This is a genomic window from Maribellus sediminis, from assembly GCF_011799805.1.
GTDB lineage: Bacteria > Bacteroidota > Bacteroidia > Bacteroidales > Prolixibacteraceae > Draconibacterium > Draconibacterium sediminis_A.
Genome location: NZ_WXUB01000001.1, coordinates 757362 through 769569, shown reverse-complemented (window position 1 = coordinate 769569; position 12208 = coordinate 757362). Strand labels below are relative to the sequence as shown.

Here is a 12208-nt window from a genome sequence, read left to right as displayed (position 1 = left end):
AAAACATTTATTTTTTGACATGGATCTACAAACAATAAAGCAACGTTTTGAAATTATAGGAAATTCTCCGGGTCTGAACCGGGCAATTGAAGTTGCTGTTCAGGTAGCACCAACCGACCTTTCGGTATTAATTACCGGTGAAAGTGGTGTAGGTAAGGAGATCTTTCCACAGATCATTCACCAGTTTTCAAGCCGAAAACATGGTAAATACATTGCAGTAAACTGTGGTGCAATTCCGGAAGGAACCATCGATTCAGAACTTTTCGGGCACGAAAAAGGCGCTTTTACGGGTGCACTTGCCGACCGTAAAGGATATTTTCAGGAAGCGGATGGCGGAACCATTTTTTTGGATGAAATTGGAGAACTTCCTCTGTCAACCCAGGTACGCTTGTTAAGGGTACTCGAATCGGGTGAATTTATCCGTGTTGGTTCATCTAAAGTTATAAAAACCAATGTTCGTGTAATTGCCGCCACCAACGTTAACCTGCCGAAGGCCATTGAAGAAGGCAAATTTCGCGAAGATTTGTATTATCGTTTAAATACTGTACCGATCACGGTATTGCCGCTGCGTGAACGCGCTGATGATGTAAACCTGCTATTCCGGAAATTTGCACGCGATTTTGCTGAAAAATACCGCATGCCTCCGGTTCGCTTAACCGACGATGCCCGATCGTTGCTGGTGAGTTACCGCTGGCCGGGAAACATCCGTCAGTTAAAAAACGTGACTGAACAGGTTTCCATTATCGAGCAGGAACGTGAAATTCCGGGTGAAGTTCTGCGTCATTACCTGCCCAATGAAGGTGGAGCAAATCTGCCTGCACTGTTCTCGCGCACCGAAAGTAACCAGTCGTTTAGTAACGAGCGGGAAATATTGTACAAGGTTCTTTTCGATATGAAAAACGACATGAATGATCTGAAAAAACTGGTACTCGACCTGATGGAAAACCGTGAGGCGCCGATTTCGGGTGATCAGGCCAGAATCATTCGCAACCTATATCCTGACGAAGATACGATTCCGCACAACGAGCCTGCACACAGTGCGCATAGCCCCATTCATATTTCACATGTCGACAAAGAAAATATTCAGGATACCGAAGAATTTGTTGAAGAATCGCTTTCTTTGGCCGACAAGGAGATTGAACTGATTAAAAAGGCTCTGGATAAACACCGCGGGAAACGGAAATATGCAGCTCAGGAGCTGGGAATCTCGGAACGAACACTTTACAGAAAAATTAAAGAATACGATATTAAGGGATAATTTATGTGGAGAAAATTTTTGCTGGTGGCCATTTTTGCCACACTCATTTTTAGTATTTCGCCCTCGTGCAAAATAAGTTATTCCTTTACCGGAGCCAACCTTTCTCCTGAGGTAAAAACTTTTTCGGTTTATTATTTTCCAAACCGCGCCCGGTTGGTAAATCCTACGCTAAGTCAGAGTTTGACCGAACAGTTGCGCGAAAAACTTCAGCGACAAACTTCGTTAAATGAAATGTCGGAGAATGGCGATATTGAGTTCGAAGGACAGATTACCGGCTACGAGTTCCGGCCTATGGCGGTGCAAAAAGACGACTTATCGTCGCAAACACGTTTAACAATCACCATTAAAGTAAAATATACGAACCATAAAGTTCCGGAAGACGATTTTGAAACCAACTTCACAGCTTATGAAGATTTCGACAGCAGTTTGCCAATCAGTTCGGTTGAAGACGAACTGACAACGGCCATCATTGAAAAGCTGACCGAAGATATATTTAATGCCACTATTGCCAATTGGTAAAATGATGGAAAAAGAACAGTTTCAGAAATACCTGCATCAGCAATTGCCTTTTACCGAAGAATCGCTGGTAGAATTGCAGGCCTTAACTCAGAAATCACCTTGGTTTCAGGCCGGCTGGATGCTGTATTTAAAAAATCTGAAGGTATTGAACTCGCCTGAATTTGAAACTGTTTTAAAAAAAGTGGCCATTATTGTGCACGACCGAAAACAGCTTTATAAATTTCTGAATAACGAAATAAAATTATCACAAGCATCGCACAACTCAGTTTTCGGGCTGAACCACTACCAACTTCCTGTTCAAAATGTTCCCAACGGCGATTCGCTGATCGATAAATTTTTAAGTGTAAATCCCGGAAGTATCCGTCAACGAAAAGCTCCGGAGCAACAAACAGAAAGCACTATAAACAAACATATTATCGAAAAAAGCGTAAAGGAAAATGATGATCTGATAACAGAAACTTTGGCCGGCATCTACCTGCAACAAAAAAATTATGAAAAAGCATTGGATGCCTACCAAAAATTAAGTTTGAAATATCCGGAAAAAAGTATTTACTTTGCAAGCCGAATTAAAGAAATTGAAGTTATAAAGAATAATACTTAGCAAGATGTATATTTTTATTACCGTATTACTTTTTATTGTTTGCATCCTTTTGGTACTAATCGTTTTGGTACAAAATTCAAAAGGTGGAGGTTTAGCAAGCAACTTTCAGTCAACAGGTCAGGTAATGGGTGTTCGTAAAACCACCGATTTCCTTGAAAAAGGCACCTGGGTTTTGGCTGGCGCATTATTGTTTTTATCGGTTGTTGGTGCCGGATTTATTCCGCGCGAAAAAATGGATGCCAACCAATCGCGTGTACAGGAACAAATTGAAACCGCAGTAGATCCTACTCAGGTTCCAACATTCCCTACTACACCGCCGGCAACAAACAATGCAGCTCCTGCAACAAACAACAGTGCAACTCCGGCTGACAATAACGATGAAGACGGAGGAAACTAAGGCGAGTCAATACTCAAAAAAAGAGCCATGTGTAAATGCACATGGCTCTTTTTTTATATCAATTTTTCTGCCGAATCTATTTCTTTAATGTTCCCAATAACTATTTCGAATCTACTTTATAAAGTAAATCCTGCTGAAATGTCTTCCGATTTTACAACTACAGGTACCTTCATCACAGCATCAAACGATACATCGAAATTTGAGTAGCCCGATAGTTTCACCACAATAAAAAACCTCGGATTTTCATCCATCTTCTGAATAACCGTTGCCATAATCTGATCGATGTCTACTGTTAGCTTATCCGGTGTCAGTAATTCACCATCAGATAACAATTGAATCGGTGGCTGCATTTCAAATTCATATTTTCCAGCAGTTCCGTATCCCCATTCGAGCTGAAGAGACTGAATATGCTGATTATCTCCAATACCATCAAAATACAGCTTGGCTCCAACTCCGGGAGTAACACCAACTACCAGCCCCGGACAGTTTTTTACATTGTCCTTGTTAGCCAGGCAAAAAGTGTTTAATCCGTTAAAAGAGTAGAGATCAAACGGACTCGTTGTGGAATAAGTATTTTCCACCATAACAGCTTCGAGAGTAATTGGTACGTTTAGTTCGGCACTCGTTTCGGCCTGATCGTTTACTTCGTCACAGGCAAATATTGGCATCAATAAAATACCAATCCATAAAATTTTTCTGAGTTTCATGACTATCTAGTTTACTGTTCAATAATACTTCCGGTGTGCCGGGCTCGCAGTTCATCAACAGCTAACAAGCCATTCAAGCTTCGTTTTTGCAAAGAAATTGGGTGAGTTGCTTAATATAATTTACGAAAAAAGCACCAAAAAGTCAAGATGCAGAACCACAGAAACCGAAAGTTTAAAAATTTGAATGGACCAAACAACATCTCCTTAGACGATTAACAGGGGACAATTAATTTTTTCTATAATGGCTTTGAGGTGAATTTTTAATCTTGCTTCGATAAAACTTAAACACACAATTAATTATCGGGACTATTGGCTTACGAAAAAACAGAATTCCGAGGGTATATTGTCAGGCCATTCAAATTGTATAATTCAACAATGCAAATCGTTTTTTTACATCGTCATTTGTTTCAATATTTTAGTGGAAAAACTGATGTAGTTACCACTTTAGAACTCGAGGTTTAAGCAAATTTACGACAAGCATTGAAGCAAAGGATAGCATTTTTGGTTCAAACAACTGAAAAAATAGACCATTTTGTCTTTTATTATTGTTTTTAACCAATAGACAGATAGTAACAATCAAAAAGGAAAGATTAAAGATCAATTGTTTGTATGTATTCGGTCGGGTTGAGACCAAAGCGATTTTGAAAGCATTTCGTAAAGTAAGAGGGACTGCCGAAACCAGATTCAAATGCAACTTCCGATATATTGCCATGTTTCTGCCGTATTAGATCGATGGAACGATCGAGACGGTAGTTCTTAATAAAGGTGTTAGGAGATTGTCCGATCAACTCCATCATTTTTCGATAAATTTTCGATTTGCTGCAGTTCATATAGGCTCCCAAATCGTTCACCTGCAGATTTTCATCCTTCCATTTCTCTTCCATGCAATCCATCAACCTGGTAATAAACGCCTGTTCTTCATTCGATAATACCCTAATTCTGTTTCCATCTAGCTGTTTGGAGGACTCAGAATCATATTGCTGTTTTACAGCTGCCGAAACCATGATCCGGTTATCAGCCACATACGACATTCTTCGTGCCTGGTGCATCGCGTCGTCCAGGGGATCAATTTGCCAGTTTACCAGACCACTGAAACTGATACCAATTTTCATCGACACCTTACAGAATGGAATTTTTTCCCGGCAGGCGTTAAACTGTTCATCTAGCTTTTTGGAACATTCAATCGCTTCCCGGGCACTAATGAATGACACCTGTAAATAATCTTCATAAAAACGTAGAATATGTCCCTCATACTTTAAAACTGTTTTGGTGGTCTTTATATGAAAATCCTGCATCAACTCTTTAACCAATTTACGGTCTTCTGCCCTGATCTTTTCAGGACTTAGTTTTCGGGAAAGAACAATCAGGTAATCTTTTCCATTGTTCAGTCCTTCATCTAAATATTCCGCGTTTCTGAGTTGCCCGATAAAATGTGTAACAACTTCGCTATCGATTTCAATGATGTTGAGCGGAATGGAGCCAAAAAGCTTAGAATGTAATAACCTGATATTCTCCACATCGGAAACATCAATAAGGCAAATCGCTTTGTTACGTTGCTTGTCGAACCAGTAAACTGCTCCTTTGGTGTTGAAATTAAAAGATTTCCCAACACCATTTAAACGCTTGTTTGAATTTGGATTTGAGTTTTGTTCCTGAAGATTTTCTTTCCCCATGATTCAAGGCATTAACTTTAAGGTTCTTATACTATGCCTCTGTTTTTATATCAAAAACTTAATCGGGTAAATAAACTATGCAATAGTATTAACAGCTACAACAACATGTATTGTTGATTGTTCACGTAACGGCGGTTTCTGGTTTACAACTGTATATAAATCGATTTTATGCCAGCTTGTCAGATCAAATGACACAACACGCAAACACCTGACTACATGACCATTAACCAATACTACTACCAAACTCCATTACATTAACAATGTAATTTTGTCCCTGTAAATTCGTATGAAGTCTTCATTTAGGAGTTGGCACAGAATGTGATAAACCCACGGTGTCGAAATAAAATAATGTTTAATAAATAAATTGTAACTACAATGGCAGAATTAAAAGGTAAAATCCTGGCTGGCAAAATCCTGGTACAGCCACAGGAAGCTGAAACAAAAACTTCCAGTGGAATCATCATTCCCGATTCAGCAAAAGAAAAACCACAAGTTGGGAAAGTTGTATTGGTGGGTTCGGATAAAAAAGATGAACCAATGGAGCTTAAAGTTGGAGAAGTTGTTTTCTATGGAAAATATTCAGGAACTGAGTTGAACATTGATGGTACCGATTATTTATTAATGTCGCAAAGCGACGTTTTATACATTGTATAAACAAATTCAAAAAAAACATAAAAGATGGCTAAAGAAATTAAATTTGATATTGAAGCGCGCGACCTGCTGAAAAGCGGTGTTGACCAGCTGGCCGATGCAGTGAAAGTAACGCTCGGCCCAAAAGGTAGAAACGTTGTTATCGAGAAAAAATTTGGTGCACCACAAATCACAAAAGACGGTGTAACTGTTGCGAAAGAGATTGAACTCAGCAATTCGTACGAAAACCTGGGAGCGCAAATGGTTAAAGAAGTAGCTTCAAAAACCGGCGACGATGCAGGTGACGGAACTACTACCGCTACTGTTTTGGCACAGGCAATTGTTAATGTTGGTTTGAAAAACGTAACTGCCGGTGCAAATCCAATGGATTTGAAACGTGGTATCGACAAAGCCGTTGAAGCTGTTGTAAAAAGCATTAAAGACCAGGCGGAAACGATTGGCGACGACTATGCTAAAATTGAGTCGGTTGCTAAAATCTCTGCTAACAACGATTCAGTTATTGGCTCTTTGATTGCCGAAGCCATGAAAAAAGTTCAGAAAGAAGGTGTGATCACCATTGAAGAAGCAAAAAGTACCGATACGTATGTTGATGTAGTTGAAGGTATGCAATTCGATCGTGGATACATTTCTCCATACTTTGTAACCGACGCTGAAAAAATGTCTGCAGAATTGGACAATCCGTTCATTCTGATTCACGACAAAAAAGTCAGCACAATGAAAGACCTTCTTCCTGTTCTGGAAGCTACAGCACAAACTGGTCGTCCGTTGATGATTATTGCTGAAGATGTTGATGGTGAAGCTTTGGCTACTTTGGTTGTTAACCGCCTGCGTGGTTCGTTGAAAGTATGCGCCGTAAAAGCTCCTGGTTTTGGCGATCGCAGAAAAGAAATGTTGGAAGACATTGCTATTCTGACCGGCGGTACAGTAATCACCGAAGAAAAAGGCATGAAACTGGAACAAGCTACAATTGATATGCTTGGCCAGTCTGAAAAAATTACTGTTGACAAGGAAAACACAACTATTGTTAACGGTGCAGGCGCGCAGGAAGCTATTGCAGCTCGTGTTAGCCAGATTAAAACTCAGATGGAATCAACAACTTCTGACTACGACAAAGAAAAACTGCAGGAACGTTTGGCTAAACTGGCCGGTGGTGTTGCCGTAATCTATGTTGGTGCTGCTTCTGAAGTTGAAATGAAAGAGAAAAAAGACCGTGTTGACGATGCATTGCACGCAACCCGTGCTGCCGTTGAAGAAGGAATTGTTCCTGGTGGTGGTGTAACTTATATCCGCGCAATCGCTTCTTTGGAAGGCCTGAAAGGTGAGAACGAAGACGAAACTACAGGTATCGAAATCATCAAACGTGCTATTGAAGAACCACTTCGCCAGATTGTAAGCAACGCCGGTAAAGAAGGTGCTGTTGTTGTACAAAAAGTAAAAGAAGGCGAAAAAGACTTTGGTTACAATGCCCGTATCGATGTATACCAGAACTTACTCGAAGCCGGAGTAATCGATCCTGCTAAAGTAACGCGTGTTGCTTTGGAAAATGCCGCTTCTATTGCAGGTATGTTCCTGACTACTGAAACAGTTATTGTTGAGGAAAAAGAAGATACTCCAGCTATGCCAATGGGAGCTCCCGGCATGGGCGGAATGGGTGGAATGATGTAATAAAATTCTTACCATATATATCAAAAGCTCTTTCGGTTTCGAAAGGGCTTTTTTTATATCCAAAATCCTGACAATAGTCAGACAGTGTTTTTTAACATCTTATTCCCAAACACAAACAACTGTAATACTGCTACTTATAACAACATCGAAACTTAATTCAAATTTTATCTATTCATTTAGAAGTTACCTACCTTTACCCCGTTAATCTTTTAAATCAGGAATGATGAACCAAAATCCGTTTTTCGGAATAAGGACCATCAAAAACTGATCAACTTAATAAAAAAGCGATGAATGCAGATATTAATGAATTCATTCTGAATTTGGAGAAAAAAACTCCGGGCGAAAATGAATTTCACCAGGCAGTTGAAGAGGTAATCACCTCTGTTTGGGATTTCTATAAAAAAAATCCGCGTTATCAAAAAGCCAAAATACTGGAAAGAATGTGCGAACCTGAAAGGGTGATCATGTTCCGTGTTCCCTGGGTCGACGATCGTGGCGAAGTACAAATCAACCGAGGTTATCGTGTTGAATTCAATTCGGCACTTGGACCCTACAAAGGTGGTCTACGTTTCCACGCCAGTGTAACACTCAGCATCCTTAAATTCCTGGGATTTGAACAGACCTTTAAAAACAGTCTTACTACGCTTCCGATGGGTGGCGGTAAAGGTGGTTCCGATTTTAGCCCTAAAGGAAAAACCGATGGCGAGATCATGCGTTTCTGTCAATCGTTTATGACCGAACTTTATCGCCATATCGGGCCAAATACCGATGTACCCGCCGGCGATATTGGTGTAGGCGGACGCGAAATAGGTTATTTGTTTGGCCAGTACAAACGTCTGAAAAACGAATTCACCGGAGTACTTACCGGCAAAGGACTGGCCTGGGGCGGCAGCCTGATCCGGCCCGAAGCCACAGGTTTTGGTGCCGTATATTTTGCACAACACATGCTTAACCGAATTGGCAAGGACATTGAAGGACAAACCGTTGCCGTTTCTGGTTTTGGAAATGTTGCCTGGGGTGCCATTTCAAAAATAAATGAACTGGGCGGAAAGGTTGTTACCATTTCAGGTCCTGATGGTTACATCTATGACAAAGCCGGTATCAGCGGCGATAAGCTTGAATACCTACTCGAATTACGTGCTACCAACAACGACATTGTTGAGCCATACGCCGATGAATTTGGTGCTGAATTCCATGCCAATAAACGCCCGTGGGAAGTACCTGTTGATATGGCGATGCCATGCGCTACAGAAAACGAAGTAGGTGAAGACGATGCAAAAGCCCTGGTAAAAAATGGCTGCTCGTTATTGGCCGAAGCTTCAAACATGGGATGTACCGCCGAAGCCGTCGACTACCTGCAGGAACATCTCGATTATGCACCGGGTAAAGCAGTAAATGCCGGTGGAGTTGCAGTTTCCGGCCTCGAAATGTCGCAAAACAGCATGCGCATCAACTGGCCACGTGAAGAAGTTGATCACCGATTAAAAGGAATCATGAGCAGTATTCACGATACCTGTGTAGAATATGGAAAAAATGGCAACCGCATTAACTACGTAAAAGGTGCAAACGTTGGTGGCTTTGTTAAAGTTGCAGAAGCAATGCTGGCACAGGGAGTAGTATAAAAGACACCATTATATATTGAAGAATTAAATCCGTGGTAATGCCGCGGATTTTTTTTTGAATTAAGGAAAACTAAATTCACCAATGTTAAATTTAAATATCTGATAATATAAAAAACTACGTCGGGTTTGTACACTTTTCTACATTTGTCGAAATTTATTGAAAATGCTGATAGATACGCACTCACATATATATTCGGAAGATTTTACGCACGACCGCGACGAAGCGCTCCAACGGGCTTACGACAGTGGTGTAAAAAAAATCATCCTTCCGAATATCGATTCCGGATCAATCCGTCATATGCTGGATTTGTCCGACGCCTATCCGCATTTCTGTTACCCGTTAATGGGATTACATCCCACATCGGTTGACGAAGATTACAAGGAAGAACTTCAGGCGGTAGAATACTGGCTCGAAAAACGAAAATTCTATGGAATTGGCGAAATTGGTATTGACCTTTACTGGGATACGAAATTCAAAAACGAACAGATCGATGCTTTTCGTCACCAGTTAAAACTGGCTAAGAGCGAAAATCTTCCGGTGGTAATTCACGTGCGCGATTCATTCGAAGAAACCTATAAAATTGTAAAAGAAGAACAAGACGGAACCTTAAAAGGTGTTTTTCATTGTTTTACCGGTTCTGAGAAAGAAGCTAAAAAAGTAATCGACGTTGGATTCTTTTTAGGAATTGGCGGCGTACTTACATTTAAAAACAGCGATCTCAGTCAAACAATAAGCGAAATAAAACTCGAGAATCTTATTCTGGAAACCGATTCTCCTTACCTCGCGCCCGTACCCAAGCGAGGCAAGCGCAACGAAAGCTCCTACCTGGTCTATGTAGCTCAAAAAGTGGCAGATGTTTATAATGTTCCGCTAACCCAGGTAGCAGAAATTACAACGGCAAATGCACGCAAATTATTCGAAATTTAATAACTTGCGGCTCGTATTTCCAGATGTAATGAAAATAAAAACCGAGAAAAAAACTTCCATTCTCATAATCTATACCGGTGGAACAATCGGTATGGTTCAGCACCCTCAGAACAAAACGCTCATACCCGTACGTTTCGAAAAGATTCAGGAAGTGGTACCTGAGTTAAAGAAATACGATTTCATTATTAAAACCATCACGTTTAATCCGGCTCTCGATTCATCGAATATGAACCCTCTGGTGTGGATTAAAATTGCAAAAACCATCGAGCGGAATTACAATAATTTTGATGGTTTCGTGGTGCTACACGGCACCGACACGATGTCGTATACTGCTTCGGCATTAAGTTTCATGTTCGAAAACCTCGACAAGCCAATAATATTAACAGGCTCTCAGCTTCCCATCGGCATGATCCGCACCGACGGAAAAGAAAACCTGATAACAGCAATTGAAATTGCAGCCGCAAAAAAGGACGGCTCCAGCATAGTTCCCGAAGTATGTATTTATTTCGATTTTAAACTGTATCGCGGCAACAGAACTGTGAAGCGTGATGCAGAATTGTTCAGTGCATTTCGCTCGGTGAATTATCCCGAGCTCGCTGTTGCCGGCATCGATATTAAATACAGTTACGATTTTATTTACAAACCCGAAAATCAGGGTATTTTAAAAGTGAACACCAATTTCGATGACAATGTGGTGATTTTAAAAATATTCCCGGGCATCAACCAAAGTGTGATGAATTCGGTATTGAACACACCGGGTTTGAAAGGCATTGTACTTGAAACTTTTGGCTCGGGCAATGTGCCAACCTCTCGTTGGCTGACCAATTGCATAAAGCGGGCAATAAAAAAGGGAGTTATTATTTTAAATGTAACACAGTGTGAAGGTGGTCGTGTGGTAATGGGACAGTACCAAACAAGCCTTGAATTATTGAACGCAGGTGTAATTTCGGGCAAGGATATGACTACAGAGGCGGCGATTACCAAGTTGATGTTCCTGTTGGGACAGGACTTAAAACATGAAGAAATTAAAATGTATCTCAATAAAAGTATGCGTGGGGAAATTAGTGAATAGCGCTATTTTTTTTTCGTAATTTTTTATTAATTTGCAGCCCTCGTTTTAGGGGAGCCAGTATTAATACTGGAGAGGTGCAGGAGTGGTTGAACTGGCACGCCTGGAAAGCGTGTAGACGCCGAAAGCGTCTCGGGGGTTCGAATCCCCCTCTCTCCGCTGAAAAGAGAAAAGTTCATTGTATTTGAGTGGGAAATAACAAAGGAAGGCACATTTTTTGTGGCATTCCGAGTTTATCAAATAAAATTCAAGAGAAAATAAAAATCAAAAAAGATTATTAATTAAAAATTCAAATCAATTATGAAAAGACTATTCGCGTTAATAGCCGTATTTGGGATGCTGTTATTCATGGCATCAAATGTAGCTTTTGCTCAGGAAGATGAGGCAGCTGCAACAGAACCTGCTGTTCAGGAAGAACAGGTAGACTTGACTGCCGATGCTGAGGAACAAGCTGCAGCAGCTGCAGAAGAAGGAAAATCTCTGCATAGCCAGTTGAAACAAAAATTCATTGAAGGTGGTGCGGATTTCATGACCTTCGTATTGATTACTTTAATTTTAGGTTTGGCATTTGCTATTGAAAGAGTTCTTTACCTGAACCTGGCTACCAGCAACACTAAAAAATTGCTTGCCAATGTTGAAGAAGCACTTGAAAGTGGCGGTGTAGAAGCAGCAAAAGATGTTTGTAGAAATACTCGTGGCCCAGTTGCCAGCATTTTTTATCAAGGACTTGACAGATTTGATCACGGAATCGACGTAGTTGAGAAAACAGTTATCTCTTACGGAAGTGTTCAGGCTGGTCTTTTGGAAAAAGGTTTGAGCTGGATCGCACTGTTTATCGCTCTTGCTCCTATGTTAGGTTTTATGGGTACAGTAATTGGTATGATTAGTGCCTTCGATGCTATCGAGATCGCAGGGGACATTTCTCCCTCATTGGTTGCCGGTGGTATTAAAGTGGCTTTGATTACAACTGTAACTGGTCTTATTGTTGCTATTATTCTTCAGATTTTCTACAACTACTGTGTTGCTAAAATCGATAGCATCATCAACAACATGGAAGATGCTTCTATCTCGTTGTTAGACCTGTTAGTAAAACATAACCTGAAAAAATAGGAGTTTTT

12 protein-coding genes and 1 tRNA gene are annotated in these 12208 nt (G+C 40.6%); 11 read left to right on the top strand and 2 right to left on the bottom strand.

What is annotated here, in order from left to right:
- The first annotated feature begins 19 nt into the window (after window positions 1-19).
- From HFD85_RS02970 to secG, 4 genes are read left to right on the top strand one after another with little or no spacing between them, the layout of a single operon-like run.
- Complete coding sequence (locus HFD85_RS02970; RefSeq protein ID WP_167605114.1) at window positions 20-1258, top strand: sigma-54 interaction domain-containing protein; 1239 nt, start codon at window positions 20-22, stop codon at window positions 1256-1258.
- A 3-nt stretch (window positions 1259-1261) separates the two neighbouring features.
- Window positions 1262-1777 (top strand): LptE family protein, encoded by a 516-nt coding sequence (locus tag HFD85_RS02965; protein ID WP_167605113.1) that lies wholly within the window; start codon window positions 1262-1264, stop codon window positions 1775-1777.
- Window positions 1755-2378, top strand: a complete 624-nt coding sequence (locus tag HFD85_RS02960; RefSeq protein WP_167605112.1) for a hypothetical protein — start codon at window positions 1755-1757, stop codon at window positions 2376-2378. Before HFD85_RS02965 ends, HFD85_RS02960 begins: the two co-directional genes overlap by 23 nt.
- Window positions 2379-2382: 4 nt before the next feature.
- Window positions 2383-2775 carry a preprotein translocase subunit SecG gene (gene secG / locus HFD85_RS02955; RefSeq protein ID WP_167605111.1) on the top strand — a complete coding sequence of 131 codons (393 nt, stop codon included), beginning with the start codon at window positions 2383-2385 and terminating at the stop codon, window positions 2773-2775.
- Window positions 2776-2891: 116 nt separating this feature from the next.
- On the opposite strand, the gene HFD85_RS02950 is transcribed toward secG, so the two are convergent.
- Complete coding sequence (locus HFD85_RS02950) at window positions 2892-3482, bottom strand: hypothetical protein (RefSeq protein ID WP_167605110.1); 591 nt, start codon at window positions 3480-3482, stop codon at window positions 2892-2894.
- Window positions 3483-4072: 590 nt separating this feature from the next.
- On the bottom strand, window positions 4073-5155 hold the full coding sequence (locus HFD85_RS02945) for a helix-turn-helix domain-containing protein (protein ID WP_167605109.1): 1083 nt from the start codon (window positions 5153-5155) through the stop codon (window positions 4073-4075).
- A gap of 375 nt (window positions 5156-5530) precedes the next feature.
- On the opposite strand from HFD85_RS02945, the gene HFD85_RS02940 reads away from it, so the two are divergent.
- The 7 genes from HFD85_RS02940 (at window position 5531) to HFD85_RS02910 (ending at window position 12200) form a co-directional block, all read left to right on the top strand.
- Window positions 5531-5809 (top strand): co-chaperone GroES, encoded by a 279-nt coding sequence (locus HFD85_RS02940; protein WP_167605108.1) that lies wholly within the window; start codon window positions 5531-5533, stop codon window positions 5807-5809.
- Between the two features lie 24 nt (window positions 5810-5833).
- Window positions 5834-7471, top strand: coding sequence for a chaperonin GroEL (groL, locus tag HFD85_RS02935; RefSeq protein WP_167605107.1), 1638 nt, complete (start codon window positions 5834-5836; stop codon window positions 7469-7471).
- A 287-nt stretch (window positions 7472-7758) separates the two neighbouring features.
- Window positions 7759-9093, top strand: coding sequence for an NADP-specific glutamate dehydrogenase (gene gdhA / locus HFD85_RS02930; protein ID WP_167605106.1), 1335 nt, complete (start codon window positions 7759-7761; stop codon window positions 9091-9093).
- Window positions 9094-9256: 163 nt separating this feature from the next.
- Entirely contained in the window at window positions 9257-10021 is a 765-nt protein-coding gene (locus tag HFD85_RS02925) for a TatD family hydrolase (protein ID WP_206081845.1), read from the top strand.
- A gap of 28 nt (window positions 10022-10049) precedes the next feature.
- Window positions 10050-11093 (top strand): asparaginase, encoded by a 1044-nt coding sequence (locus HFD85_RS02920; protein WP_167605105.1) that lies wholly within the window; start codon window positions 10050-10052, stop codon window positions 11091-11093.
- 68 nt (window positions 11094-11161) lie between these two features.
- Window positions 11162-11249, top strand: a tRNA-Ser gene (locus HFD85_RS02915).
- 141 nt (window positions 11250-11390) lie between these two features.
- The gene (locus HFD85_RS02910) at window positions 11391-12200 is read left to right on the top strand and encodes a MotA/TolQ/ExbB proton channel family protein (RefSeq protein ID WP_167605104.1); all 810 of its coding nucleotides are present in this window, start codon (window positions 11391-11393) and stop codon (window positions 12198-12200) included.
- Window positions 12201-12208 lie beyond the last annotated feature (8 nt).